Consider the following 25,863-nt stretch of genomic DNA (forward strand, 5'->3'; position numbering starts at 1 on the left):
AAATGACCGGCCGGGACAGTGCACGCTGTTGCGGTGCCAATGGGGAACGGTCATGAAAGCTTATGCGCGGTACCTGAGTGTTGCTCTGGCGGCGTTCGTTGCCGCAATGGCCCATGGGCAGACGCCAACGCCCGTGCCGAACGACCAGGACATCAGCGATAGCTATATCTATCTGCTCAGTCGACTGCTGGTGCTCAACCAGGAGCAGGCGGACTTCAGCAACGGCTTTCAGTGGAACCAACTCGTCCACCGCAAGGTGGGTGAGGTGGACTGGCCCAACCCCAATCTTGATGTCGCTTATTCGGAAGCCTGGGTGGCCATCGATGAGAAGAGCTGCGCCTTGATCACGGTGCCGAAGGTGAAAGACCGCTACTACACCGTGCAGTTCCTCAACGGCTGGGGTGAGACCCTGGCGAACATCAATGAACGCGTTTATCCGCAGCGTCCTGATGGTGAGTTTGCCGTGTGCCTGAAGGGCGCCGTGGTCCAGCTGCCGTCAACGACGCAGCGTGTGGATGTGTCCGCCAAAGTGCTGCGCGTGCTTTCCCGCGTTGAACTGGGAGCAACGCCGGACGAGGCCGTGGTGCTGCAGAAGAAGTTCAACATCCGCACCAGCGGTCACCCTGCCGCGCCCGAGGTGCCAAAGACGGTCAGGTTCGACATCGAAAAGTTGCCAGGCGTAGAAGCATTCGACTCGGCCACCGTGGCGCTGGATAGCGCCGCCGATATCAACCCGGGCATGGACAGGCTACAGGCGAGTACGCGCGCCGTTGCCAGGGCGATCAAGGATGCGAGCGTGCGTCAGCATGTCGATCAGGTGATTCGCCAGCAAGCGATTCCTGCGATCTACAAGGCCTCGCCAACGCTCGGCGATGGCACGGTAAAAGATGGCTGGGCGCTGCCCACAACGATCGGTGTGTATGGCAGCAACTGGTTGCTGCGTACCTTAGTCAACCTTGGCGGCATCTGGGCCAACAGCTATGAAGAGGTGATTTACTACAAGGCCTTTATCGATCCTTCGGGCAAGCCGCTCAATGGCGATCACTCCTACGCGTTGCGCTTTGAGAAGGAGCAGCTGCCGACGCTCTACGCGACGTACTTCTGGTCAGTCATTGCGGTGGATTCGGGCCATCGCCGTGTTCTTCCCAATCCACTCAAACGCTATCTGCTGAGCAATTTTTCCAAGCTGAGCTACGGCAAGGATGGCTCACTGACATTGTATTTTGGCGCCGCCAAGCCAAGCGGCGCACCCGATGGCAACTGGATCCCCACGCCGAAGGGAACAGGCTACAGCCTGACCTTCCGCTTCTATCGACCCAAGGGTGCTGTGGCTGATCGCAGCTACTTTCCGCCGGCCTTGAAGGAGCTGTGAGGCTGGCGGCTAGGGCGTCTTCAACACCGAGGGCGGCTTCCACGTGCCATTGGTGATGGCGGCGTCGGGCCAATAGGCGCGGATGTAGAGCGAGAAGTCATCCGCCGGGGCGGGCAGCCAATTGCTCTCTTTGTCCTTGCCGGGAGAGGCGTGCTGGACATAGAGGGTGAGCGATCCATCGGCATTGGTCTTGAGGTCCCGGCTCTTGGTGCCCAGGGAATAGCGATTGAGCGCATTGGGCTCGAACAAGTGGTGCTTGTTGTACATCGTCAACGACCAGAACCCTTTTACCGGCGGCGTCTGGCCCTTGGGGAAGGTGATCGTATACGCATGGTTGCCTGCGCCATTGAGCCTGATGCCCTTGGCGTCGAAATCGGTGTAGATGTATCGCGTTTCCTGCGGCGCGTTGTCGTACATGTTCGACTTGGCCGTTGCGGTGCGCGACAGATAATCCACGCCCCAGTTGGCGCCATTGGGCGGCGAGGTCCAGCCGTTGCCCACTGGACGACCGTTGTTACGGAACTCGAACAGCGGCGCAATGATTTCCTTCTCTGAGGCCACGGCGGTCTGCACCAGCGCCTGCTTGAGCTGCGGATCTTTGGCGGCGGCATCCAGCACCGACTGGATCGAGGCGTACAGTGACTCCTCACCCGGTTGCGGGGGAATCTGCTTCATCACGACAGGCAGCTCGTCGAAGAACTTCTCCGGAACGACCCACTGGATTTCGCCCGCTCCGCTGCTTGGCGGCGCGGGGTAATCGGGCGTCTTGTGCCAGTCGATGGTTTTCATCTTGCCGTCGAACTTGTCCAGCGGATAGACCATGATCTGGCTCAGCGTTTTCTGTATGGCCGCTTTATCCTCGGGCGTGTCGTCCATAAAGGCGCGCGGCAATACGACCGCCAGATCCGTGGTTGACCGGCAAACTCCGGTGATGCCCTTGGGTACCTGGCCTTTCCAGTTGGGGCCTGCCAGCAAATAGAAGCCAGGCTTGGTGCCGTATTGTTTGCCGATCGTACAGAAAGAGTCGGTTCGCGCATCGGCGATCTGGTAGACATAGAAGCGGTCGCCAAAATCGGGCACTTGAACGACGACCGGCAGCGTATCGAGATGCTGATACCCCGAGCCGTAGACGGTGTCCTGGTTCGGGCAGGTGATGAACTTCTGATCCGCCTTGAGATAGTCGGTCAGCATGCTGATGGCGCCCGGAGGCGACACGGGGAGGATGCCGCCATTGCGGCCGGGTCCGGGAAGCTTGGCCAGCGCGAGCGACCGGTTGTAGTTGTTGACCAGCGGCCAACCCCAGATGTACGCCATGCGACCGATGGCCTGGACATACTCCTTGGTCATCATCGTGCCCTCAGGCGTGCCCTTCAGTTCACTGGCGTGAGCAGGGGCCGGGACTTGAGGCGATCCCGCTTGAGCATCGGTCGACGGACAGGCGTGCGCCAGGCCTCCTGCGCCCAACAACACCAGAGTCACCGAGAAAAGTGGAAGTGCTCTGGACATGACCATGCCTCCAGTCGGAAACCATCTTGCTGCACGGCTCGTGGGTGCAGAACGCCGCTATCCAACCATAGGCAGGCGAACGTCGCCTCTGTGGTACTACCGATACGAGGTAGGTAAAAACACCTAAACGCGCCGCGTCGACAGCGGCAGGGATGGGATGACTGCCGGGCCTCTGGCCGGCAACGAGCGGCTCGCTGCCCGTATGCATGGGGCATGACCGACAGATGCGACATCGCTCCCATGACAGTCGGCCATCAGCCACTGGATGAAACGAGATGGACGTCCGAATTCGATCCGTCGCGAACGCATGACATCGATGCGCGTTCATACGCAATGCTCACGGCGGGCGACGATGCGCGTCAGGCTCTTGCGGCGCGAGCCTGCGCGAGGGGCATGGCGTAGAGCGCAGGCGTAGAGCAACGCCGCATGGTGAACCAGGTCGTGGTGATGGCGCAAATGCTATCTGACACCACGCCGGACAGTAGTCGCGTCGCCAACTCCGGCCTCATACTGCGAGGCATCCTTGGTATCGGTCCGGAGTTTTCATGCGTCGTCGCGACTTTCTCACAGGAGCTGTAGCCGCCACCGCTGCTGCGTCCACCCTTATGCTGGCCGGCCGCTCGGCGCAGGCCGCGCCTGCCGCGCAAGCCGCCCCCACCGGGCTGGCCGGATTGACGTCCATCACCGGCGGCGCCAAGCCAATTACAGTTGAGGAGCGACGCTCACGCATCGCCAGGCTGCAAAAGCTGATGGTCGAGCAGAAGATCGGCGCCTTGATCCTGGAGTCGGGCTCGAGCCTGGACTACTTCACCGGCATCCAGTGGCATCGCTCGGAGCGTACGACGGCTGCGGTGATTCCGGCCCGGGGCGACATCGTCGTCGTGACCCCGGCCTTCGAAGAGCCCTCGATCCGCGAGACCCTGGCCGTGGGCGACGATGTGCGGCCGTGGAACGAGCATGAAAGTCCGTTTGCCCGCCTGGTCGGCGCACTGCGCGACCGCGGCGTGACCTCCGGCCCGATTGCCTTCGAAGCCACCACGCGACTGTTCATCGTCGATGGTGTGCGCGACGCAAGCGCCGGCGCTTACACCGTGGTTTCCGGCGACGCGCTGGTGAGGGCCGTGCGCCTGATCAAATCCCCGGCCGAACTCGCGCTGATGCAAACCGCCAACGACGTCACCCTGGCCGCGCTGCGCTACGTCCATGGCCACGTTCGCGCCGGCATGCGCCCCGACGAGATCGCCACCATGATGAACGCCGCCACCGAGGCCCTGGGCGGCGCGCCGGAATTTGCCCTGGTGTTGATCAACGAGGCCAGCGCCTATCCGCACGGCTCGCGCCAGCCGCAGACCCTGCACGAGGGTTCGGTCATCCTGATGGATGTGGGCTGCGCCGTGCACGGCTATCAATCGGACATCTCGCGCACCTGGGTGATGGGCAAGCCGACCGCGAAACAGCGCAAGGTCTGGGATACCGTCAAGCGCGGCCAGGAGATTGCGCTGGCCACCGCCAAGCTGGGCTCCCCGGTGGGCGCCATCGACGATGCCGTGCGCGCCTACTACGAAAAGGAAGGCTGGGGCCCCGGCTACAAGCTTCCCGGCCTTCCGCATCGCACCGGCCACGGCATCGGCCTGGACGGCCACGAGTCGCCCTACCTCGTGCATGGCGACGCCACGCCGCTGGCGGCGGGCATGTGCTTCTCCGACGAGCCGGGGCTCTACATTCCCGGCGAATTCGGCATCCGCCTGGAAGACTGCTGGCACATGACCGAGACCGGCCCAAAACTTTTCACTGAGCTCGCCAAGTCGATCGACGACCCGATTTGATGGGTTTCACGAGTACTGACGAGCGTTGGGGAAACCTCCGCTCTGGACTCGAAGCGGAGTCAGGTACAACCAGAAATCAGGCGGTGCGTCAGATTCGCTTCCGACCCGAAACGGATACGCGAAGGCGAATCTGGCGCGAGCATCGGAGGGAGCATGGCTGGATGGATCTGGCTCGGCTCAAATTTGACGATGGTTCTGGCCGTTGCTGGCGACGTGTGCTGCGACCCCATCTATTCAATAAGGGATCTCATCCAGGCGATACAGTATGTCGAGAAGCAAACTGGATACTTCGTTGCCATAGAAAAAAAAGATACACCATAGGCACTGCACTCGACGACCTGCCGCAATACTCGGACAGCCTCGAAAACCGTTCGTCCAGAGCGTTCAAATGTCGAAATATCGCTAATCTCGTATTTGCCATACCAAGGGTAAAGACGAGTCAGTTCATCGGACGAGTGCGTCCGGCTTAAGTAAGGTCAAGCAAACCAAGGGCCTGCTTTTGCACCCATTTGAGGGTGTCCTCGGCGACACTGGCTTTGCGAAACACCGCGCTGCCCATAGTCAATGTCATCAGCGTCGCCGCTTGGGCACGCGCCATTGGCCGCCGGGTGCCGCGTTGCGTGATGAGTTCTTCCAGCAGTGCGCACATACGCTGGATATGCGCGCGCCCGAGTTCAGCCAGCTCCGGGTCGCTGGGGGCTAGCTCCACGATGGCATTCACGCAAAAGCAACCACGATCATCAGGCCGGGTGTCCACCAGGGCTCTTACCATGGCGCGCAAGGCGTCGTCGGTATCCTCGTGCTCATCCGCCAGTGCCTTCATGTCGGCGTAGAAAGCATCGGCATAGCGCCGATAGGCATGCAGGAGCAGCTCACGCTTTGAGCCAAACGCTGCGTAAAAACTTGATCGGCTGAGTTGGGTTGCCTCGGTGAGGTCATCCAGCGAAGTGGCCTCGTAGCCTTTGCGCCAGAACACGCCCAGGGCGTCACCTAGAGCCACCTGTTGATCGAACGATCGAGGTCGGCCAGCGCGGGACATGGTTTTTGGCATGACGTCATCACCTTGACAGCGTGTGGGTGCATTGTGGACCATCCAGTCCAGAATGTGAAACCTCGATTTTCTCCCTGCCTCGACGGTGCAACGCCGCGAGGTACCCATGTTGCTCTCCTGCAAACAATAAGGTCACGATAATGAAATCTTCGGGTGTGTTGATGCGTGCCGGCCTTGCAATGGCCGTGATCCTTGGCTTGGGTGCCGTGGCAGCGCCAGTGCAGCAGGCGCAGGCGGCGGCGCCGCAGATCAGGAAGTCCGGTGCGGCGTACTACCGTTTCATGCTCGGAAAATTCGAAGTCACCGCGCTCTCCGATGGCACGACGGCGTTGCCCGTCGACCAGTTGCTGACACAGACTACGCCTGAGCAGGTGAAGAAGGCTCTCGCGGCGAACTACATCAGCATGCCCTACGAGATGAACTTCAACGCCTTTCTGATCAATACCGGCGACAAACTCGTACTGATCGATACCGGCGCAGGCGCACTGTTTGGCCCCAACCTGGGCAAGATGGTCGATGCGCTGAAGGCTTCGGGCTACACCCCTGAGCAGGTGGATGAAATCTACATCACCCACATGCACCCGGATCACATTGGCGGCCTGGTGGCCAACGGCAAGGCCGTGTTCCCCAACGCGCTCGTGCGCGCCGACAAACGCGAAGGCGATTTCTGGCTGAGCCAGGCCAACCTGGATAAGGCCGGGAAGGATGACAAGGGCTTCTTCCAAGGTGCCCAGGCCGCACTCAAGCCATATGTGGATTCCGGCAGGTACAAGCCGTTTGATGGCGCTGCGGAGTTGTTGCCTGGCATCAAGTCCGTGCCCCTGCCCGGCCACACACCGGGACACGCGGGTTACATGATCGAGAGCGAAGGCCAGAAGCTGCTGGCCTGGGGCGATGTGATTCACGTGGGCGCGGTGCAATTTGCCCAACCCACCGTCACCATTCATTTCGATGCGGACAACAAATCTGCCGAGGCAGCCCGTCTGAAGCTGTTGGCCGACGCTGCCAAGCAAGGGTACTGGATCGCCGGCGCCCACTTGTCGTTCCCCGGCGTGGGCCACATCCGCGCTACCGGCAATAACAGCTATACCTGGATTCCGGCCAGCTATACCGCTATCCACTAAACGCAGGTAGAACGAGCAGACCGGGGCTGCGGGCTGTGGCCCCGGGGCTGCAACATAGCGCTGAATTGATTGTGTCAGCGTGTGTCATGCAGATTACGAAGGCAAAACTGGGGTCAGAGTGGACTTTCCATGCAAGCGGTCGGGAGAAGTGCACTCTGACCCCAGCTTTCTCTCAATAAGGTAAATCTATGGATGGAGAGGGAATGGAGACCGTATGTCGGGCCTGTGGCCATCAAAGGGGCCCGGGCTCTTCTGCCCCTGAATGGCAGTGTCCTTCTTGTGGCAAGGCTTATGCGAAAACCTCGCACGACTCACCTGATCCGCTAGTCGTCTACGAAGATGGGGACCTTGCGGAACCGCGACGGGGCGTGGGCAAGAAATTCTTCCTGGTCGTGTCGTGCGTGATGTTCGGCAACTTCTTCCTGATGGGAGTGCTTTACTGGGTGCTGACTCGGTTTCACTTGGTGGAAGCCAGGTCCACGGTGCTGAGCATATGCAGGTTCATCGCTGCTTTTCCGCTTGCGACGGGTTCCTTGATGATCGTGTTTGGGCATATCCGAAACGCCCTGAGCGGCTTCATCGTTGGGAGCGTTGGAATAGGGGCGCGGGAGATTTATGCTGCCAAAGAGCCCATAAACTTTATTGTTACTCTGATTGGACAACTCGCAGGGTGGACGGTGATGACGTATATCTTCTTCAAGCTCACTGTGTACGCGTCGAACTGGACGACTGCGGAATTTTGAGTGTCCGCTTTGGGTTGCGGATTCAGCCGGTGGTTGCAACACTCCTGCTGCTCGCGCAGTCTTCAGTGTGTTGCAACCACCGGCTGAATCCGCAACCCAAAGCGGACACTTTCTTGCTGGAAAGGATTTCGGCCAATGACAGCATCCATGGAAACAGGCAATCGACTGGTACTTCGCCTGGCGCACCACTGGCGGTTTCCTGGAAACGCCGCGCTCGGGTTCGCTCTGGGGTGTGTTCTTTCATCCGCTTCATGCGCAGCCATGGGGGACGACGAGCTCGCGGTCTATCCCACCTATGCACGCTGGGATGGGTTTTATAAGTACGAGTACATCATTACAGCCGCTATGGTTGGTCGGGCTCCGAAATGGAACCCGGCTGTGGCGCCTGATCCGCCTCTATCCCGCGCCGATGCGATAGCTAGAAGCAAAGAATGCATCGTCAAGATACCCCCGGGCCAGGTAGATCTAACTGTTCTAAGTACATCGACTGCGGCCTACTGGTCATTAGATAGAGCAAAGCTACAAAAGGTGCTGGATGGTTGGGCGTGGACCATCTCCTACGAGCTCACTTCAAATGGTCCGATGACAGGCCAATGGCCGACCATGGATTGTTGGGTACTCATGGATGGTTCGGTTCTCGAACCACAGCCCAGATCTGTGCTGTCTCGTTGAGTCTGGGCGAACGGGCTCAGGTTAAGTTCCTGGATCGAATGCCATCCAGAAACTGGTCCTGCTTCTTCTTAGGTCGGTTCGGTACATTGAACGTCCCATGACGTAATCGGCCGGATGAACCGGCCTCAAGGGGAAAAATGGAAAGGCTTTCGCTTCGCATGTGGATGGCTGCGGCAGTTGTGCTGCTTGGGTCCTGCTCGGCGTCGAATCAGCTGGATCAAGGTCGGCGAGCGCTGGAGGCAGGGGATTTCGCTGCGGCCAGGGCGGCCTTTGAGCCGTTGGCAAAAAGCGGCAACGCTGAAGCGCAACAACGATTGGGCCGAATGTACATCTACGGGCAGGGCGTCCAAGCCAGCGAAGAGATCGCGATGAAACTCTTCGAACAGTCCGCGGCACAAGGTTACCCGGACGGCATCAATAGCCTTGCCGCCGAGCTTGAAGGTATCCCAGGTGATCTGCCGCGCGCGGTGGCTCTTTATCAAAAGGCATCGGACATGGGCAACGCCAGGGCTGAGTACAACCTTGGACGCATGTACGAGCACGGCAGGATCGTGCCGCAGGACCAGGAAAAGGCGGCGGCGCTGTACTCGAGCTCGGCCAAGCAAGGCTACGACCTGGCCGAATACAACCTTGGACTTATGTACGACGATGGAAGAGGCGTAACCCAGGACAAGGAGCAAGCGGTGCATTGGTACGGGGAAGCCGCCGCCCAAGGCAACGATATGGCGCTCAACAACCTTGGCGTGATGTACCAGATAGGCGATGGCGTACCGCGCGACGTCAACCGTGGGGTCTCCATGCGCAAGCAATCAGCCTTGAAAGGCAACGTCCAGGCGCAACGAGGCCTCGGCCGCATCTATGCAAATGGCGATGACGTGGCACAGGACTTTGCGGAAGCCTTGCACTGGTATGGCATGGCAGCCGCAGCGGGCGACGCGCAGGCCGAGTCTGGCCTGGGCGACCTGTATCGCGAGGGCAACGGCGTCCCTCGGGACTACGCCAAAGCCAAGGACCTCTATAGTCAGGCAGCAGGCCAAGGAGACCGCAACGCGCTCAACAGTCTGGGCATGATGTACGGAAACGGAGAGGGGGCTCCCAGGGACGATGCACTCGCCGCGACACTTTTCCGGCGATCGGCAGAGAAGGGAAATGCGGCGGCCCTGTTCAATCTCGCCGTCATGTACCACGTCGGTTCGGGTGTGCTGTCTGACGATGTGATTGCGTACGCCCTGGCGGACACAGCGTGTCGACTCGACAACGAGGTGCAAACCAAGGTGGGCGGGCAGCGCGACGATATCGCCCGATCGTTGAATAGCCTTCAGCGCGCTTCCGCACACCGGCTGAGTGAGGAAATCGCGGCCAACGGGCTGGATAAAGCACTGGTCGACTACGTGGCGAGTTCCACGCTTCTCTCGAACAAGAAGTCGGCATTGCTCAAGTGAACCAGGCAGGTGCTGGCAGCTTGCGGGCGACCCGGTGTCATCTGACGACACAAAATGAATTTTTCAGCGGAGGTAGTGGATTCCCGCTCGCCTCACATGGATCGCCCATAGCAGACGTCTAGACCGTATGGCACGCCGACCATGCCTGGATAGAAGTACGAAGCCGAAAGTCCGCTTGCGACCATCGGCCGACGCCATGACGACGTTGCGCTGGCTCATGCGTATAGTGGCGGGCAAAGTTGCTCGCGCAGAGAGATTGCCATGCTGCTCAGGGGACTCAGCTTTTTTCGGTGGACGAATCGGAAACGATCCACCCTCGGCGCTCTGGGCACCGCCTTGCTAGCCTGCCTGAATGGCTTGGCCTACGCGCAGTCAGTGCCGGTATCGAGCGCGGTGCCCACGCTGGCACCCGTGGTGGTGAGCGGCATCCTGCCCGGACCCGCCCTGTGGAAGGTGAGCAAGGCCGGCCATGTCATGTGGGTGCTCGGCCTTACCTCGCCGGTGCCGAAAAACATGCAGTGGAAATCCGCGGAAGTCGAAAGCCGCATTGCCGCCTCGCAAGCGGTATTGAAGTTGCCGAGCCTCGAGATCGGCGTGCGTACGAGTTTCTTTCACAGCACGATGATGCCGTCGCTCCGGGAACTGAGAAAAAATCCCGGGCAGCAGAGCCTGCTGGACGTACTCACGCCGCAGCTTTATCAACGCTGGCTGCTGCTGAAAGCCAGATATCTCGGCGACGACCGCCGCGTGGAGAGCATGCGGCCCATTCTTGCCGGTCGCGAACTCTATGAGGCCGCCCTCAGGCACTACGGCCTGGTCGATGAAGACGGCCTGGAGAAGATGATCTACAAGGCCGCTGCCCACGCTGGCGTTGCTGGCGTCAATACGTCCTATCAACTGGTGCTTCAAGATCCGAGCGAGGCGGTACGGTCGTTGAGTGACAAGCCGATGGATGATCAGCAGTGTCTGGGCCTGGTGTTGGACGCGCTGGATCATGGGCTGGCCCAGACCGTGGCGCGTGCGAATGCGTGGGCGACCGGGGACATCGACACGCTGCGGTCCATCTTGTCGCAAGTACAGCAGGACTCCTGTCTTTCGACGCTGGACGGATCGCAATTCGCCACGACGCTGGGTATCAACGATATGGAAGGCCAGGTCAGGAAGAGCTGGATCGACAGCGCAGAGCGTGCGCTCGATAAAAACAAGCAGACCTTTGCGGTACTGCCGATGCATGAGCTGCTTGCGGCAGATGGCTACCTGGGCGCGCTTCAAGCCGATGGTTATAGCGTGCAGGCACCCGACAAATAGTTCGGGCGACGCGAACAGGGTCAGTTCAAGTTCCACCATCGGGCACAGGGTGTCGCGTTGGAATCCAGGCAAACTCTACGTTGACCTATCTATTTCCCATGCACACTCAATCCCGCCATTGGATGTTGTCGCTGAAGATCCTTGGCGTGCTTGCCATGTCGCTGATGGCGGTGGCCGCGCGGGCTGTGCCCGAATCCGACCATCGAACCGTGGTCATCACCGATGTGACGATCGTCGACGTTGAAGGCGGCCGCACCGTCGGCCCGAGAACGGTGGTCGTCAAGGATGGACGCATTGCTTCCATCGATGCGAAGGGCTCGGTGCCCGTTGGTGATTCGATCCAGCGTGTCGACGGTCGTGGACGCTTTTTGATGCCTGGTCTGATGGACATGCATGTCCATCTGTTCAATCTCTCCTCGCACCGCCCGCCGAACGACTGGTCGTTTCGCATGTACATCGCCAATGGCGTGACTGGCGTGCGGGACATGCGCTCCGATGCGGCGTCGATGCAGTTGGTGAAGCGCTGGCGCGCTGCTGTGGACAGCGGCCAACTCGTCGCACCTCATATCGTTGCGGCGGGTATTTCGGTGTACGGCAAGTCGCCCGATGGCGCGAAGGCTGATGTGGATGCCGCCGTCGATGCCGGCGCCGATTTCATCAAGGTCTTCTCCGAGGTGCCCGCCACGCATTGGCGCGCCATCCTGACAGAAGCGAACGCGCGCTCGCTGCCGGTGGTTGGGCATGTACCCGCAAGCATCTCGCTGTTGGACGCCGCCAACGCCGGACAGCGCACCGGCGAGCATCTGACCCAGGTCTATGAGGCGTGCTCATCCGCCGAGGCGAAAATCCTGGCTGAGCGCCAAGGTCTCCAGGGCGATGCGCTGATGTCTCGCGCCAGTGCGCAGGAAGCGGAAATTCTCGGTACGTTTGATCAGGGCGTGTGCGGGCGCATGGCCAGGGCGCTGGCTGCCACCGGCCAGGTGCAGGTTCCGACGTTGGTGCTTGCAGACGAAGATGAACTTGCTCGCCACGCCCAACCCAACGACGACTACCGCTGGCGGCTCCTTCGCCCCGATGAGCAACGGCGTTGCCAACGTTTCCTGGCGCAATACACGAAAGAGGATGCGAGCCTGGCTGCCCGGCGCTGGCCGATTGCGCACAACATCGTGTCCATGTTGCACCGGGCTGGTGTCCCCATCATGGCGGGCACGGACGCGCCCATGCCGGGCGTCTATCCGGGCTACTCCCTCCATGAGGAATTGCAGTTGCTGGTCGCGTCGGGGCTTGCGCCGATCGAGGCGCTGCGCACGGCGACGCTGGAACCTGCCCGGTTTTTGCATATCCAGGACAGAAGTGGATCGGTGGCCGTCGGCAAGCAAGCCGACCTGGTGTTGCTCGATGCGGATCCCACCAAGGACATCGGCAATACTCAGCGCATTCGCGCGGTGGTGCTTGCTGGTCGCCTCTTGGAGCGCAGCGATCTGGATGCACTGCTCAACGACGCGGCCAAAGCGCCACCCTGAGCCAAGCGAGGTAGCAGGCATGTCGGATCGGATCGCAGAAGCTTCGCCGCGTCTCTGGGCCAGGATGACCGGCTTGGTCTATTTGCTCTACTTCGTGACGGCCATAGCCGCCGAGGTGGTGGTTGGTCGGGGGCGACTGGTGGCCTATGACGTCGTCACGCTGGTGGCCTACGGCCTCTATGTTGCCGTGACGCTGCTCTTCTACCGCATGTTCAAGCCGGTCAGTGCGCGCCTCTCGCTGATTGCAGCGCTCTTCAGCCTGGCGGGGTGTGCCATCGAAGTGACAGGTGTCTTTGATCCTGCCTTCCGCGGTGTCCTGCCGCTGGCATTTTTTGGTCCCTATTGCCTGCTGATCGGCTATCTCATCGCCAGGTCGACCTTCCTGCCGCGGGCTCTCGGCGTGCTCTTGATGCTCGCCGGTCTGGGCTGGCTGATTTTCCTGACGCCGCTCGCCAGTCCGCTGTCTCCTTATCTGAAGGCGCTAGGATTTGCCGCGGAGCTATTGCTATGCCTGTGGCTCATTGTGATCGGCGTGAACGTTCCAAAATGGCGGGAAATGACGCGCGCGGGAAGTTGGCCAACATAAGGGAGTCTGACGACATGCACACGGTATGGGTGATTGGTGGCGGAATCGTTCTGCTCGGGTTGTTTCTACTCTTTGGACATCTATGGGGCAGTGGCCCCACCGCACTGCCCATGGCAGCGAAGGCCTTCCTTCCGCTCTGGCTGGTTCTGTCTGTCGTCAATTTGTGGGTGGGCGTGACCAAGGCCGGTTATTCAGTGCGTGACGAGCTGCCGATGCTGGTGGTGGTTTTTGCACTGCCAGCCATCGTTGCCGGTGTCGTGATCTGGCGCCTGACGCGATAGGGCCAAAGCCTGGCGGGCTCGTGGAGCCGTGGGTGTCTGTCTCTACGCCGAAGCGGGGCGTTCCGATGCAATATCGCCGGCACGTCCGCTGGCAAGGTCAGGCGGTTTTCGCCGCTGAATGACTTCCTGCCCATGCTGCCCAACGGAGTAGCGCGTATAGATGCTCCACCGCATCCGCCCGGAGCAGCCCGTGAAACAGATCATTCTGATCTTTGCGCTGCTGTTTGCGCCGCTTGCGCGAGCTCAGTCAGAAGGACTTGCCACCTTCATCGACACGTATGCGCAAGCGCACCGGTTCAATGGCGAAATCCTGGTACAGAAGCCCGGCCAGCCATTGCTTGTGCAGAGTTTTGGCCTGGCCAATATCGCGCTCAAGGTACCCAACGCCAGGCAGACGCGATTCAAGATAGCGTCCATCACCAAGCTGTTTACCTCGGTGTTGATCATGCAGCTCTACGAGCAAGGCAAGCTCGACCTGGATCGCCCATTCAAGGCCTATTTGCCTGACTACACGGGGCCGGCCGCGGATCAGGTGACCATTCATCAGCTGCTTGATCACACCTCGGGCTTGCCCAATATCGACAACGTCAAGGACGCTGCCGACGCCATTGCACACGGTCTGCCGGTGTATCAAACGCCCTATACGAGCGATCAGCTGCTGAGCAAGTTCTGCAGCAGCGCATTGGTCAATGTCCCGGGCAAAGTATTCGACTACAACAATGCCGACTACATTGTGCTTGGCAAGATCATCGAGCACATCGAGGGTCAACCTTTTGACCAGGTACTGAAGACGCGCATCTTGCAGCCTTTGCAATTGAAGAACACCGGCATGCTGCGTCAATCGGAAATTGTCGATGGGCTGGCCGATACGTATTTCTATCGCGATGACCTGAAGATGCTGGCCAATGATTTACCCGTGTATCCGGAAAACTGGTATGCGGCGGGGGCCATGTATTCCACAGCCGATGACCTGCTCGCGTTTACCAACGCATTGTTCGGACTGAAGCTGATCAAACAAACCACGCTCGACGCCATGTTGAAGCCAGGCCTCGACGATTACGCCTTCGGCGTATGGTCGTACGAGACCAAGGTCAACGGAAAGGCACATCCGGTCATGAAGCGTCCCGGGCGCATCATGGGGGCTCAGACCCAGCTGTTTCACGTACGAGACCAAAACATCACCATCGTGATCCTCAGCAACACTGGCACCACCGATCTGGACGAATTTGTCGCAGCCATCGCCAAACGTGCCATCGACTAGCGCGCGGCAGAGGTTTCGAGTCGCTCACGCATCCGGGCGGCCATGACGGCGTTTCGTCGCGACATCGGTGCCTGGCAGGCTGGGCAGGGTGCGTCGACCCTGGGCTGGTATGCGTACCAGCCAATCGCGAAAACTTTCGGCCAGTGGCCTGAGGATGTTCGTCACGCCTGTGCTATATCTCCGCGCGGGGAGGGCACGAAGCATGGCTTGGCGCAGGCGTTCATGGCAGCGCCGGGCGTCCGCTTTCGCCCGGGTCGCTGAATCCGCTGGGGAGAGTTGATCTGGCTATGCCTGTTTCGGGGTTCGCTCATTGGCAGCTACGCCGTCGGTGCCTGGTCGCGATGGTGGTCTCATCGCTGATGGCCGGTTGCGCCGTCGGGCCCGACTTCAAGCGGCCCGCCGCGCCCGAGGTAAGCGAATACACCAGCCATCCGGTCGCCAGCACGGTCGCGACCGAGCATGTGGCTGGCGGCGAGGCACAGCGCTTTGCGACGGGCGGCGATATCCCCGGGGATTGGTGGACGCTGTTCCACTCCAAGGCGCTCAACGAATTGATTGAGCAGTCCCTGGCCAACAACCACGACCTGAAGGCGGCGCAAGCGGCGTTGTCGGTGGCCAGGGAAAATGTGCTGGCGCAACGCGGCAGCTACTACCCCAGCGTGGCCGCGAGCTTCTCGGCCAGCCGCCAGCGGCAGTCAGGCACCATCTCGCCGACGCCCAACTCGGACACCTTCCAATACAACCTGTTCACCCCGCAGGTCAGCGTCGCTTATGCGCCCGATATTTTCGGCCTGAATCGCCGAACCGTGGAATCGGTACAGGCGCAGGAACAAGCAGTCCGCTTCCAGATGATTGCCACGCAGATCACCTTGAGCACCAATGTGGTGGCCGCCGCCGTGCAGCTCGCTGCGCTGCAGGCGCAGGTGGATGCGACGCGCGAGCTGGTGGAGATCAATACGCATATGGTGCAGATCCTGCGCGATCAATCCGCCAAGGGTTACGCCAGCGGACTGGATCTGGCCGCGCAGGAATCGCAGCTGGCGCAAACCAACGCCACGCTGCCGCCGCTGCTCAAGCAGCTGGCGCAGCAGCGTGATCTGCTCGCCGTGCTGGTGGGCCAGTTCCCGAGTCAGGCATCGGAGCAGTCTTTCGATCTGGCCAAGCTGCAGTTGCCGCAGGAGCTTCCGGTGAGCCTGCCCTCGACGCTCGTGGCGCAGCGCCCCGACGTGCTCCAGGCCGAGGCCAACATGCATGCAGCCAGTGCGCAGATCGGCGTCGCCACTGCCAACCGCCTGCCCAATATCGTGTTGAGCGCCAACACCGGCAGCACCGCACTGGCGATGAATCAATTGTTCAAGTCGGGCACCGGTTTCTGGGGCATTGGCGCGGATATCACGGCGCCGATCTTCCAGGGCGGCACCTTGTTGCACCAGGAGCGCGCCGCCAAGGCAGCCTACGTGCAGGCAGCCGAGCAATACCGCAGCACGGTGATGACCGCCTTCCAGAACGTCGCCGACTCGCTGGTGGCACTGGACCAGGATGCAGCGGGACTGAAGGCGGCGGCGGCGGCCGAGCAAGCCGCCAAGCGCACGCTGGACTTGTCGCAGCGCCAATGGAAGGCCGGCTACGCGGACTATCTGTCGTTGTTGAATGCAGAACAGACCTATCAGCAGGCGCGAATCAATCTGGTGCAAGCCCAGGCCAATCGCTATGCCGACACGGCGGCGCTGTTTCAGGCGCTCGGTGGCGGCTGGTGGAATCGCGCGGATCTAGCCCAGGACAGAAATGAAAAATAATGCGTTTCGGGGAGCGCCATCACCGTGGCGCGGGACAGCATGCGCTCGCCTCTCCACCATCGCCCTGCTGCTCGCGGCTAGTGGGCTGGCCTCTGGTTGTTCCAGCAAGACGGATGACGGCGCACCGGCGGCCTCGATCACGCCCACCAATGTCACCCTGACGCCGGATCAGCGCAAACACGTCCGCCTCGCCAGCGTCGAGCGATCCCAATATCAGCGAACGATCGAAGCCACCGGTTCGGTGGATTTCAACAACGAGCAGGCCACGGCCGTGCTCGCGCCGTTCTCCGGTCCAGTCACACGGCTGCTGGTCGACATCGGTGATCACGTCAACAAAGGTGATCCGCTCGCCCTGGTGGATTCGCCGGATTTCGCCGCGGCGATCACGGCGTATCGCAAGGCGCTGACGACCGCGCACACAGCGCGCCGCCTCGCCGACCTGGAAAAAGACCTGGTCGACCATCAAGGTGTCGCCAAGCGCGAAGAAGATCAGGCGCAGGCCGATGCCGCCAATGCCGACGCGGATGCGGACGCTGCCTTGAAAGCGCTGGTTGCGCTCAATGTCGACCCGAAGGTCATCAAGGCCGTCGAGCAGGGCCAATCCATCGCGCCTGTCGGCGGCGTGATCCGCTCACCGATCGCCGGCACCGTGGTGGATCGGCAGATCTCGCCCGGCCAGCTGCTTCAGGCCGGCACTACGCCGTGTTTCACGGTGGCAGATATGTCGCGCGTATGGGTGATGGCGCAGGTCGCCGATTCCGACGTCGCCTCGGTGAACGTGGGCGATCCCGCCGACGTGAGCACCGGCGTTGACCCGAAGCACCTGACGGGCACAGTCACCAAAATCTCGGCGCTGGTGAATTCGGACACGCGGCTGGTGCCCGCGCGCGTGGTCGTCGACAACCCGCAAGGCGCGCTGAAGAAGCAGGCCTACGTCGCCGTGCAAATCCACTCGCGTCAGCCCACCAGCGGCTTGCTCGTGCCGGTGTCGGCACTGCTGCGCGACGATGAAAACCTGCCGTTTGTCTACGTGGCCCAGCCTGACGGCAGCTACGCACGGCGATCCGTGACCCTGGGGCATCGCACCGGCGACCAGTTCGATATTCCCGCCGGCCTGAAGGCGGGCGAGCAGGTCGTGGTGGATGGCGGCATCTTCGTGCAGTTCATGCAAAACCAATGAGCGACCAACTTCCTCCCGCCGTGTCGCCGTCGCGAACGACGTCGATGATGAACCGGATCGTGTCCGCGTCGCTGGGCCAGCCGTTTCTCGTGATCCTGATGACGCTGCTGTTGACGGGAGCGGGCGCCCATTCGCTGCGGCGTTTGCCGGTGGATGCGTATCCCGACCTCTCGCCGCCCATCGTGGAAATCATCACGCAGTGGCCAGGGCACACCGCCGAGGAGGTGGAGCGGCTGATCACCGTGCCGGTCGAGCTGGGCATGAACGGCGTGCCCAAGACCACCACGACACGCTCGATTTCGCTCTACGGCTTGTCCGACGTGATCCTCACTTACGAGACGGGCACGGACAACAACTTCGCTCGCCAGGAGGTATTCAATCGACTCGGCGACCTGAGCCTGCCCAGCGGCGTGACGCCCTCGGTATCGCCACTGTCGGCGCCGTCGGGGCTGATCTATCGCTACGTCTTGCAGAGCACCGATCGCTCACCGATGGAGCTCAAGACGCTCGAGGACTGGACGGTCGAGCCGCAGTACAGATCCGTGCCCGGTGTGGCGGACGATTCGGGATTCGGCGGCGGCACCATGCAATATCAGGTGTTGCTGGACCAGACCAAGATTGCCGCGGTCGGCCTGTCAGCCGTGCAGGTGGAAGCCGCACTCGCCGCCAACAACGCCAACGCAGGCGGCGGTTTCTACTCGCAGGGCGGCCAGTTCTATTACGTGCGTGGTGCGGGCCGCGTGGAAACGCTGGAGGACATCGGCAACGTGGTGGTCGCGGTGCACGACGGCGTCCCGGTGCTGGTGAAGGATGTGGGACGCGTCGTGATCGGCATCGCGCCACGCCTGGGCGAGTTCGGCTACGAGAAGCAGGACGATGCCGTGGAAGGCGTGATCCTGTTGCGTACCGGCGAAAAAACGCAGGACGTGCTCAAGCGGGTCGAGGCAAAAACCAGACAACTCAACGACGAGATCCTGCCCAAGGACGTGAAAGTCGTTCCGTTCTACGACCGCACCGATCTGATCACGCTGACCACCAAGATCGTGGAAGAGAACCTGCTTCGCGGCATGCTGCTGGTCGTCGTCATCCTGATCTTCTTTCTCTACGATTTTCGTGCGGGGCTGATCGTAGCCACCACGATTCCGCTGGCACTGCTGTTCGCCTTCATCTGCCTTGACCTGCAGGGCGCCTCGGCGAACCTGCTGTCGATCGGCGCGGTCGACTTCGGCATCCTGGTCGATGCGGCCGTGGTGATGGTGGAGAACATCTTCCGCCAGATCGCCGAGCGCCGCGGCACGCCGCTCAATGTGAAGGAGATCATCCGCGACGCCGCCGCTGAGGTTGATCGTCCGCTGTTCTATGCGGTGGCAGTGATCGTGGTCAGCTTCCTGCCGATCTATGTCTTGTCCGGGCCCTCGGGTACGTTGTTCAAGCCGATGGCCGACACCATGATTTTCGCGCTGATCGGCTCGCTGGTGATCACGCTGACCTTGCTGCCGGTGCTGTGCGCGGTGTTCATGCGAAAAGGCGTGCAGGAGCGGCGCAACCGCGTGTTCGAGGCGATCAAGTCGGTGTACGTGAAGGGCCTCGACTTCTGCCTTGCCCGTCCGTGGGGCACGGCGATCGCGTCGGCCATCGTGCTCGCCCTTTCGCTGCTGCTGATACCGCGCATCGGTGCGGAGTTCATGCCGCAGCTGGACGAAGGCGCGCTCTGGGTGCGCGCCACCATGCCTTACACCATCTCCTTCGAGGAAGCGTCGAAGATCACGCCCCAGGTGCGGCAGGTGCTGCGATCGTTTCCCGAAGTCACCACCGTGGCCTCGGAACTGGGTCGCCCCGATGACGGCACCGATTCCACCGGCTTCTTCAACGTCGAGTTCTACGTGGGCCTGAAGCCCTATTCGCAGTGGACCGGGACGTATCGCAACAAGGCCGCCCTGATCGAGGCCATCAACAAGAAATTGCAGGCCTTCCCCGGCATCATTTTCAACTACACGCAACCGGCCGAAGATGCGGTGGACGAAGCGGAGACCGGGCTGAAAAGTGCGCTGGCGGTGAAGGTCTTCGGCTCCGATCTCAACACGCTGGAACAGAAAGGCAAGAGCATCAAGCAGGTGCTTGAACACGTGCGCGGCATCCGTGACGTGACCCTGGTGCAGGAGCTGGGCCAGCCCAGCCTGAGCATCAACGTCGACCGCGCGAAAATCGCCCGCTACGGCTTGAACGTGTCCGACATCAACGGCGTGATCGAAACGGCGATCGGTGGCGACGTGGCCACCCAGGTAGTGCAGGGCGAACGGCAGTTCGATCTGGTGGTGCGACTCGAGCAGCAGTACCGCGACAATCCCGAAGAGATCAGGAACATCCTGGTGACCACGCCGGCAGGACAGCAGATTCCGCTCAAGGAGTTTGCCGATATCCGCGAAACCAATGGTGCGTCCTTCATCTATCGCGAAAACAATTCGCGCTATATCGGCGTGCAGTTCTCGGTCGAGGGCCGCGATCTGGCTGGCGCCGTGGAAGACGCCATTCAACAGGTCAACGGCAAGGTCAAGCTGCCGCAGGGCTATCGCCTCGACTGGGGCGGCGAGTACACCGAGTACACCGCCTCGCGTGCGCAGTTGAATGTCATCCTGCCGCTGACGCTGGCCTTGATCTTCCTGCTGCTGTTCACGCTGTACAGCAACTTCAAGTTTCCGTTCATCACCGTGCTGGGCGTGCTGCTGTCGGCGCCGGTGGGCGGCATCGTTGCGCTGTGGATTACGGGTACACCATTCTCGGTGTCCTCGGGCATCGGTTTTCTGGCGTTGTTTGGCGTGTCGGTGCAGACCGCGGTGGTCTACATCTCCTACGTCAACGAACTTCGCCGCGGCGGAACCAGTCTCACTGATGCCATCCGCGAGGGTGCGATCCTGCGCTTGCGTCCGATCATGATGACGGCCCTGGTCGCCGCGCTAGGCCTGCTGCCTGCAGCGCTCGCCACCGGCGTTGGCACAGATACACAACGACCGTTCGCCCTGGTGATTGTCAGCGGCCTGTTCACGCGACTGTTGATCAGCGTATTCCTCATGCCCGTGCTGTACGCCCTGGTCGCACGACCGGATGACAGGCTTGAAGTGTGAGGTCGCTGCCATGCCGGCGCACCCATTGAGATTCACGTGCTGCTTGTCAGGCACGTTCAAATCACCATCGATAACCCTTCATGATCAGGAGTACACCCCATGCAGACACGCATACAAGGCACGGTGATGCCGGTGCTGGAAGTTCGGCTGGAGCCGAACGACAGCATCTTCGCCGAGAGCGGCGAGCTTTCCTGGATGACGGCGTCGATCCAGATGACCACGCATACCCAGATGGGCGGCGGCGGTGGCCTGATGGGCATGTTCAAGCGCGTGGTCGGCGGCGGCAGCTTGTTCATGACCGAGTACCGTGCCGTGCAGTCGCCCGGCGAGGTGGCTTTTGCCACCAAGGTGCCGGGACATATCGTGCCGGTATCGGTGAGCCCGGGTAATGAGTACCTGGTGCACCGCCATGGTTTTCTTTGCGCCACGCCGGAGGTGACCATCGGCGTCGGTTTTCAGCAGTCGCTGGGTGCAGGCATCTTTGGCGGTGACGGCTTCAGGCTGCAGAAGATCGGCGGCTCAGGTACGGCGTGGCTTGAACTGTCGGGCGAACTCATTCGCAAGGACCTCGCACCCGGCGAGACACTGCGCGTTCATCCCGGCCACGTGGGTGCGTTCCAGGCGTCGGTCAGTTTTCAGATCACCACCGTGCCGGGCATCAAGAACGCCATCTTTGGCGGCGACGGCATCTTTCTGGCGGCGCTGACCGGCCCCGGCACGGTGTGGTTGCAGACGCTGCCCATCTCCCGCCTGGCGCATCAGATTGCCGAATACATGCCCAGTAGCGAGGGCGGTGGTGGGCGTGCAGCCATCGGCGGTGGATTGCTTGGCGGCATCGTGGGTTCGCTGTTGAGTGGCGACGACAACTGATCGGTAGGCCCGACACAGTGGCGCTCGATGCAAGTCGCACCGGGCGCCACGATGGCTATACCGATTTCACTTCACCGCCGTCCATGCGCAGCATGGATCCCGTCATCCATCGGGCTGCCGGCGATACCAGGAACGCCATCAGTTCGGCGATTTCCTCCGGCGTGCCGTAACGGGCGATGCCAGCCTCGCGCGGGAAGCGTTCCATCGCTTCGTCCACGGTCATGTTGTGCAGCGGGGCCCAGTGCTCCAGGTAGGAGCGGCGGCGACCGGTCATCACCGGGCCCGGCAACACGCTGTTCACCTGCACGCCATCGGCAATGCCGCGATCGGAGAATGCCTTCGACAGTGCGGCAATGGCGGCGTTGATGGTGCCCACCGCGGCGTAGGGCGCCTTCGGGAAAATGGCCGAGTTGCCCGAGGTAAAGACGACGGCGCCGTTCGATTGTTTCAGCGCCTCCCACGCTTCGATGGTGAGGCGCCGTGCACCGTGCAGCTTCAATGCCATGCCGTCGTCCCATTGTTCGTCGGTCATCTCGAACAGGTCGATCTGTGGCACCGCGCCTGCGATGTTGAGCAGGGCATCGATGCGGCCGAAGGTCGACAGCGTCTGCTTGACGACGGCTTTGGCGGCGGTTTTCTCTGCAAGGTCGAGGTCGATGATCAAGGTCCTGGCGCCCAGGGCTTCGACGGTCGCCGCCGTTTCAGCCAGGTGTTCGCGATTTCTCGCAACCAGCACGAGAGCCTCGAAATCCTTGGCCAATCGAATGGCGGTGGCCTGGCCGATGCCTTGACTGGCCCCGGTGACGAGCGCGGTTTTCAGCGACATGATGTGCTCCTGGCGTCAGTGTTCCCACGCCATCTCAGGCGAAGAAGCTGCGGATGGCCTGGGCGATCTCGCGCGCATGGGTTTCCAGCGCGAAATGGCCCGTCTCGAAAAAGCTCACCTGTGCCTGCGGGATATCGCGCTTGAATGCCTCAGCGCCCGGCGGCAGGAAGAACGGATCGTGGTTGCCCCACACTGCCAGGAAGCGCGGCTGGTGCTGGCGGAAATACGCCTGGAAGGTGGGGTAGAGCGCCACATTGCTCTGGTAGTCGAGGAACAGATCCAGTTGCACGTCATGAGCGCCTTCGCGTGCCAGGTAGTAGTTGTCCAGCGCGATGCCATCGGGCGACACCAGCGACTCATCCGGCACGCCATGGGTGTACTGCCAGCGCGTGCTCTCCGGTGCAAGAAAGGCGCGCAAGGCGTCGCGGTTCGCCGCGTTCGGGTTTTCCCAGTACGCACGAATGGGATTCCAGCCCTCGCTCAGGCCTTCCACGTAGGCATTGCCATTCTGCGAGATGATGCCGGTGATGCGTTCGGGATGTTTCACCGCGAGACGAAAGCCCGTGGGCGCGCCGTAGTCGAATACATAGACGGCGTAGCGGTCGAAGCCGATTACTTCGGTGAAGCGATCGATCACGTCAGCGAGATGATCGAAGGTGTACTTGAACTGCTCGCGCGGCGGCATGTCCGACAGGCCGAAGCCCGGCAGATCGGGAGCAACGATATGGAAGTCGTCGCTGAGCAGGGGAATCAGATCGCGAAACATATGGCCCGAGCTCGGGAATCCATGCAGCAGCAGCAGCTTGGGCTTACCCGGAGTGCCTGCTTCACGATAGAAAATATTGAAGCCGTCGGCCGACGCGGTGCGATAGTGAATGTGTGACATGGCAATGCTCCTTCGATAGGGATGACGTTGCAGCGGGGGATGGCATCAAGGCGCCAGATGAGTCGTTGAGTGATTCGTCGGTGAGTCAGGCGGTGTGTCGCACGGCATCGGCGATCAGTTCCGCGACCGGCAACGGCGCCGTGACGCTGGGCAGGTGATCGACGGGAAGAATCGTGGTGTGCGCATGCATGCGCTCGGCGATGAAGCGCTGCGTTTTCTCGGGAATCATGTGGTCGTGCTGCGCCACCAGATACCAGGCCGGCACCTTCTTCCATAGCGGTCGTCCCACCGGCACGGTAATCGCCGCTGGCGAGATGGGGCGCTGCGACGCGGCCAGCGCCTGCTGTTGTTGCGCCGTGGCGTGCTGCGCGAACGCGGTGGCAAACGCCTCCGCCGGCAACCAGAACAGGCCGTCCTGACCCGGCGCCAGCGCGGGTGCCTTGTCGTCGTGCGGATAGCGGTTGAACACCTCCGCGACCGTCTCGCCCTCGTCCGGCGCCAGGCCGGCGATATAGACCAGCGCTGCCACTTTGGGGCTCTGGGTAGCGGCGATCACCGCACCCGCATAGGCGTGCCCCACCAGTACGACCGGCCCGGGGATGCGCTCGAGCACGTCGTCCAATGCCGCGACATCGCCGGCCAGGGACAGCAGGGGCAAACTCACCGTAACCGTATCAATGTGCTTTGAGCGGAGTAGTTTGACCACCCCGTCCCAGCTGGACGGATCCGCCCAGGCCCCGTGAACCAGCACTACCGTCTTTGCTGTCGCGTTCATTTGTGCCCACTCCCATGAGGTTTGATGACGAAGAAACCTGAACTGCTGGCTTGAGATTTAAGTAACCGCCTCAACTTCGGTTTGGAGGTTATGATCGTCCATGTAACTTGTCAAGCACTTTTTAGCCGGTTACCTTTGGCCGCAGGAGAACCCCATGTCACAGCCCATGCCCGCTCTATTCCTGGCCGATTCGCTCGGACTGGATTTCCTCAACTCCGTGGCCACGCCGGCGGACACGCCGGTCGATTGGCTGGCAGACGGCGAAGGACTGTTGCGTTGGCTCGCGCAGGCGCAGCTGGTGCCCGCCGAGGTGTTGCGGTCGGCGCGTGAGCGCGCGATCCCCGGGGAGATCGATCGGCTGGCCGGGCAGGCGAGGGCGCTGCGGGAGTGGTTCCGTGGTTTTGTTCGCCAGCACAAGGGGCGTGCGTTGCAGCCCGCCGATCTGGCGGCGCTTGAGCCGCTCAATAGCCTGCTCAAGCGCGACGAGCGCTACAGCGAAATCGTTGCCGGGTCGCATGGCGAGTCGATGGTGTTCACGCTCGCGCAGCAGCGGCGCTGGAATTCATCCGACGCCTTGCTGCTGCCGATTGCCGAAGCGATGGCGCGCCTGGTCTGCGATGAAGACTTTGCCCACGTGAAAGCTTGCGAAGGCCCCACCTGCACCTTGCTCTTTGCGGACCACACACGCGGTCATGCCCGTCGCTGGTGCAGCATGGCGCTGTGCGGCAACCGCGCGAAACAGGCCGCGCATCGGCTTCGCCAGAAGTCTTCAGCGGGAGCTGCGTAGTCGCCTCAGCGTCACGTTGAGCGGCAAGATGGCCTGCCTTCGCCAGGCCATCGGTTTCACGCGAAACTTTGGGAGTTTGTGAAACCGCCGCGTGGTGGTAATAAGGCCGGGCCCTTATCGCCGAGCGTCACCATGCACGACCTCCCGCCGTTCCATCTCGCCTTTCCAGTCACCTCGCTGGCGAACGCACGCGCGTTCTACGGCCAGTTGCTCGGTTGTCCCGAAGGCCGATCCAGTGACAGCTGGGTGGATTTCGATTTCTACGGCCATCAGATCGTGGCCCATCTGGCGCCCGAAGAGACGCGCGCTGTGAGCGCGCATGACGTGGATGGCGACGACGTGCCGGTGCGCCACTTTGGGGTTGTCCTGTCGATGGACGACTGGCATTCGCTCGCCCAGCGCCTGGAAGCCAGCGGAACGCGCTTTGTCGTGGCGCCGCACATCCGCTTCAAAGGCCAGCCCGGCGAGCAGGCCACCCTGTTCCTGCTTGATCCCTGCGGCAATGCACTGGAGTTCAAGGCCTTCGCTGATCGCTCGCAGTTGTTCGCCCGATGAAACCCGAAGACCTGCAGCGACTGGTCACCATGAGCATGCCCTATGGCAAATACCAGGGTCGCCTTATTGCCGACCTGCCTGGCGCCTATCTCGCCTGGTATGCCCGCAAGGGGTTTCCGCCCGGCGATCTGGGCAACTTGCTCGCGCTGGCGCTGGAGCTCGATCACAACGGCCTCAAGCCCCTGCTCGATCCGCTGAGGAAGCCGCGGCGGGACCGCTGAGCCACGCGCCCGCCGCATTAGTTGCAGCGCAAACTTGTTGGCCCGCGGAATGTTATTGCGCAGACAACGAAATCCACACCTGAGCCACACCGAGGCTTGCGGCTGACTTGGTGTAACCTGAACCAGTCGGGGCGCGGCGACGGAGGTCGA

General features: G+C 61.6%; 22 protein-coding genes. 17 read left to right on the plus strand and 5 right to left on the minus strand.

All coding sequences use genetic code 11. The features are described 5' to 3' along the window. The first annotated feature begins 52 nt into the window (after nucleotides 1-52). On the plus strand, nucleotides 53-1,372 hold the full coding sequence (locus tag AC1DKY_RS02315; RefSeq protein WP_441605294.1) for a DUF1214 domain-containing protein: 1,320 nt from the start codon (nucleotides 53-55) through the stop codon (nucleotides 1,370-1,372). A 9-nt stretch (nucleotides 1,373-1,381) separates the two neighbouring features. Here the strand turns inward: AC1DKY_RS02315 and AC1DKY_RS02320 are convergent, their stop codons facing one another. Then, nucleotides 1,382-2,878: a DUF1254 domain-containing protein gene (locus AC1DKY_RS02320; RefSeq protein ID WP_441605295.1), complete on the minus strand. Its 1,497-nt coding sequence runs from the start codon at nucleotides 2,876-2,878 to the stop codon at nucleotides 1,382-1,384. Between the two features lie 545 nt (nucleotides 2,879-3,423). Between AC1DKY_RS02320 and AC1DKY_RS02325 the strand changes: the two genes are divergently transcribed. After that, complete coding sequence (locus AC1DKY_RS02325; RefSeq protein WP_441605296.1) at nucleotides 3,424-4,704, plus strand: M24 family metallopeptidase; 1,281 nt, start codon at nucleotides 3,424-3,426, stop codon at nucleotides 4,702-4,704. 466 nt (nucleotides 4,705-5,170) lie between these two features. Here the strand turns inward: AC1DKY_RS02325 and AC1DKY_RS02330 are convergent, their stop codons facing one another. Then, nucleotides 5,171-5,755, minus strand: a complete 585-nt coding sequence (locus AC1DKY_RS02330; RefSeq protein ID WP_441605297.1) for a TetR/AcrR family transcriptional regulator — start codon at nucleotides 5,753-5,755, stop codon at nucleotides 5,171-5,173. 140 nt (nucleotides 5,756-5,895) lie between these two features. Between AC1DKY_RS02330 and AC1DKY_RS02335 the strand changes: the two genes are divergently transcribed. The 12 genes from AC1DKY_RS02335 to AC1DKY_RS02390 all read left to right on the plus strand — a co-directional run bounded on the left by AC1DKY_RS02335 (nucleotide 5,896) and on the right by AC1DKY_RS02390 (nucleotide 21,663). Further along, nucleotides 5,896-6,879 carry an MBL fold metallo-hydrolase gene (locus tag AC1DKY_RS02335; RefSeq protein WP_441605298.1) on the plus strand — a complete coding sequence of 328 codons (984 nt, stop codon included), beginning with the start codon at nucleotides 5,896-5,898 and terminating at the stop codon, nucleotides 6,877-6,879. 368 nt (nucleotides 6,880-7,247) lie between these two features. Further along, nucleotides 7,248-7,622 (plus strand): hypothetical protein, encoded by a 375-nt coding sequence (locus AC1DKY_RS02340; RefSeq protein ID WP_441605299.1) that lies wholly within the window; start codon nucleotides 7,248-7,250, stop codon nucleotides 7,620-7,622. Nucleotides 7,623-8,431: 809 nt separating this feature from the next. Then, complete coding sequence (locus AC1DKY_RS02345; protein ID WP_441605300.1) at nucleotides 8,432-9,736, plus strand: SEL1-like repeat protein; 1,305 nt, start codon at nucleotides 8,432-8,434, stop codon at nucleotides 9,734-9,736. A 261-nt stretch (nucleotides 9,737-9,997) separates the two neighbouring features. After that, nucleotides 9,998-11,044: a TraB/GumN family protein gene (locus tag AC1DKY_RS02350; protein WP_441605301.1), complete on the plus strand. Its 1,047-nt coding sequence runs from the start codon at nucleotides 9,998-10,000 to the stop codon at nucleotides 11,042-11,044. 125 nt (nucleotides 11,045-11,169) lie between these two features. Further along, on the plus strand, nucleotides 11,170-12,567 hold the full coding sequence (locus AC1DKY_RS02355; protein WP_477179874.1) for an amidohydrolase family protein: 1,398 nt from the start codon (nucleotides 11,170-11,172) through the stop codon (nucleotides 12,565-12,567). 19 nt (nucleotides 12,568-12,586) lie between these two features. Continuing rightward, on the plus strand, nucleotides 12,587-13,153 hold the full coding sequence (locus AC1DKY_RS02360) for a DUF4386 domain-containing protein (RefSeq protein ID WP_441605303.1): 567 nt from the start codon (nucleotides 12,587-12,589) through the stop codon (nucleotides 13,151-13,153). A gap of 14 nt (nucleotides 13,154-13,167) precedes the next feature. Further along, entirely contained in the window at nucleotides 13,168-13,434 is a 267-nt protein-coding gene (locus AC1DKY_RS02365) for a hypothetical protein (RefSeq protein WP_441605304.1), read from the plus strand. 190 nt (nucleotides 13,435-13,624) lie between these two features. After that, nucleotides 13,625-14,695, plus strand: coding sequence for a serine hydrolase domain-containing protein (locus AC1DKY_RS02370; protein ID WP_441605305.1), 1,071 nt, complete (start codon nucleotides 13,625-13,627; stop codon nucleotides 14,693-14,695). 341 nt (nucleotides 14,696-15,036) lie between these two features. Further along, complete coding sequence (locus tag AC1DKY_RS02375) at nucleotides 15,037-16,491, plus strand: efflux transporter outer membrane subunit (protein ID WP_441605306.1); 1,455 nt, start codon at nucleotides 15,037-15,039, stop codon at nucleotides 16,489-16,491. Then, nucleotides 16,481-17,671, plus strand: coding sequence for an efflux RND transporter periplasmic adaptor subunit (locus tag AC1DKY_RS02380; RefSeq protein ID WP_441605307.1), 1,191 nt, complete (start codon nucleotides 16,481-16,483; stop codon nucleotides 17,669-17,671). The genes AC1DKY_RS02375 and AC1DKY_RS02380 overlap by 11 nt, the downstream gene beginning before the upstream one ends. Continuing rightward, a complete protein-coding gene (locus AC1DKY_RS02385) occupies nucleotides 17,668-20,793 on the plus strand; it encodes an efflux RND transporter permease subunit (RefSeq protein WP_441605308.1) in 3,126 nt (1,041 codons plus the stop codon). Before AC1DKY_RS02380 ends, AC1DKY_RS02385 begins: the two co-directional genes overlap by 4 nt. Before the next feature lie 99 nt (nucleotides 20,794-20,892). Next, entirely contained in the window at nucleotides 20,893-21,663 is a 771-nt protein-coding gene (locus tag AC1DKY_RS02390; protein ID WP_441605309.1) for a TIGR00266 family protein, read from the plus strand. Nucleotides 21,664-21,718: 55 nt separating this feature from the next. Here the strand turns inward: AC1DKY_RS02390 and AC1DKY_RS02395 are convergent, their stop codons facing one another. From AC1DKY_RS02395 to AC1DKY_RS02405, 3 genes are all read right to left on the minus strand, one after another. Next, the gene (locus AC1DKY_RS02395; RefSeq protein ID WP_441605310.1) at nucleotides 21,719-22,489 is read right to left on the minus strand and encodes an SDR family oxidoreductase; all 771 of its coding nucleotides are present in this window, start codon (nucleotides 22,487-22,489) and stop codon (nucleotides 21,719-21,721) included. 34 nt (nucleotides 22,490-22,523) lie between these two features. Beyond that, nucleotides 22,524-23,375 (minus strand): alpha/beta fold hydrolase, encoded by an 852-nt coding sequence (locus AC1DKY_RS02400; RefSeq protein WP_441611313.1) that lies wholly within the window; start codon nucleotides 23,373-23,375, stop codon nucleotides 22,524-22,526. An 85-nt stretch (nucleotides 23,376-23,460) separates the two neighbouring features. After that, the gene (locus AC1DKY_RS02405; RefSeq protein ID WP_441605312.1) at nucleotides 23,461-24,150 is read right to left on the minus strand and encodes an alpha/beta fold hydrolase; all 690 of its coding nucleotides are present in this window, start codon (nucleotides 24,148-24,150) and stop codon (nucleotides 23,461-23,463) included. Between the two features lie 154 nt (nucleotides 24,151-24,304). Between AC1DKY_RS02405 and AC1DKY_RS02410 the strand changes: the two genes are divergently transcribed. The 3 genes from AC1DKY_RS02410 to AC1DKY_RS02420 all read left to right on the plus strand — a co-directional run bounded on the left by AC1DKY_RS02410 (nucleotide 24,305) and on the right by AC1DKY_RS02420 (nucleotide 25,713). Further along, a complete protein-coding gene (locus tag AC1DKY_RS02410; protein ID WP_441605313.1) occupies nucleotides 24,305-24,937 on the plus strand; it encodes a CGNR zinc finger domain-containing protein in 633 nt (210 codons plus the stop codon). Nucleotides 24,938-25,069: 132 nt separating this feature from the next. Continuing rightward, the gene (locus AC1DKY_RS02415; protein WP_441605314.1) at nucleotides 25,070-25,492 is read left to right on the plus strand and encodes a VOC family protein; all 423 of its coding nucleotides are present in this window, start codon (nucleotides 25,070-25,072) and stop codon (nucleotides 25,490-25,492) included. Further along, nucleotides 25,489-25,713, plus strand: a complete 225-nt coding sequence (locus tag AC1DKY_RS02420) for a DUF3820 family protein (RefSeq protein ID WP_046972055.1) — start codon at nucleotides 25,489-25,491, stop codon at nucleotides 25,711-25,713. The genes AC1DKY_RS02415 and AC1DKY_RS02420 overlap by 4 nt, the downstream gene beginning before the upstream one ends. Nucleotides 25,714-25,863: the final 150 nt, after the last annotated feature.

This window comes from Dyella sp. 01N448, from assembly GCF_056399225.1.

Excerpts from the sequence above, each read along its gene's own strand:
- AC1DKY_RS02315 (WP_441605294.1), top strand. The coding sequence starts at position 53 with ATGAAAGCTTATGCGCGGTACCTGAGTGTTGCTCTGGCGGCGTTCGTT.
- AC1DKY_RS02320 (WP_441605295.1), bottom strand. The coding sequence starts at position 2,878 with ATGTCCAGAGCACTTCCACTTTTCTCGGTGACTCTGGTGTTGTTGGGC.
- AC1DKY_RS02325 (WP_441605296.1), top strand. The coding sequence starts at position 3,424 with ATGCGTCGTCGCGACTTTCTCACAGGAGCTGTAGCCGCCACCGCTGCT.
- AC1DKY_RS02330 (WP_441605297.1), bottom strand. The coding sequence starts at position 5,755 with ATGCCAAAAACCATGTCCCGCGCTGGCCGACCTCGATCGTTCGATCAA.
- AC1DKY_RS02335 (WP_441605298.1), top strand. The coding sequence starts at position 5,896 with ATGAAATCTTCGGGTGTGTTGATGCGTGCCGGCCTTGCAATGGCCGTG.
- AC1DKY_RS02345 (WP_441605300.1), top strand. The coding sequence starts at position 8,432 with ATGGAAAGGCTTTCGCTTCGCATGTGGATGGCTGCGGCAGTTGTGCTG.
- AC1DKY_RS02350 (WP_441605301.1), top strand. The coding sequence starts at position 9,998 with ATGCTGCTCAGGGGACTCAGCTTTTTTCGGTGGACGAATCGGAAACGA.
- AC1DKY_RS02360 (WP_441605303.1), top strand. The coding sequence starts at position 12,587 with ATGTCGGATCGGATCGCAGAAGCTTCGCCGCGTCTCTGGGCCAGGATG.
- AC1DKY_RS02365 (WP_441605304.1), top strand. The coding sequence starts at position 13,168 with ATGCACACGGTATGGGTGATTGGTGGCGGAATCGTTCTGCTCGGGTTG.
- AC1DKY_RS02375 (WP_441605306.1), top strand. The coding sequence starts at position 15,037 with ATGGTGGTCTCATCGCTGATGGCCGGTTGCGCCGTCGGGCCCGACTTC.
- AC1DKY_RS02380 (WP_441605307.1), top strand. The coding sequence starts at position 16,481 with ATGAAAAATAATGCGTTTCGGGGAGCGCCATCACCGTGGCGCGGGACA.
- AC1DKY_RS02385 (WP_441605308.1), top strand. The coding sequence starts at position 17,668 with ATGAGCGACCAACTTCCTCCCGCCGTGTCGCCGTCGCGAACGACGTCG.
- AC1DKY_RS02390 (WP_441605309.1), top strand. The coding sequence starts at position 20,893 with ATGCAGACACGCATACAAGGCACGGTGATGCCGGTGCTGGAAGTTCGG.
- AC1DKY_RS02395 (WP_441605310.1), bottom strand. The coding sequence starts at position 22,489 with ATGTCGCTGAAAACCGCGCTCGTCACCGGGGCCAGTCAAGGCATCGGC.
- AC1DKY_RS02400 (WP_441611313.1), bottom strand. The coding sequence starts at position 23,375 with ATGTCACACATTCACTATCGCACCGCGTCGGCCGACGGCTTCAATATT.
- AC1DKY_RS02405 (WP_441605312.1), bottom strand. The coding sequence starts at position 24,150 with ATGAACGCGACAGCAAAGACGGTAGTGCTGGTTCACGGGGCCTGGGCG.
- AC1DKY_RS02410 (WP_441605313.1), top strand. The coding sequence starts at position 24,305 with ATGTCACAGCCCATGCCCGCTCTATTCCTGGCCGATTCGCTCGGACTG.
- AC1DKY_RS02415 (WP_441605314.1), top strand. The coding sequence starts at position 25,070 with ATGCACGACCTCCCGCCGTTCCATCTCGCCTTTCCAGTCACCTCGCTG.
- AC1DKY_RS02420 (WP_046972055.1), top strand. The coding sequence starts at position 25,489 with ATGAAACCCGAAGACCTGCAGCGACTGGTCACCATGAGCATGCCCTAT.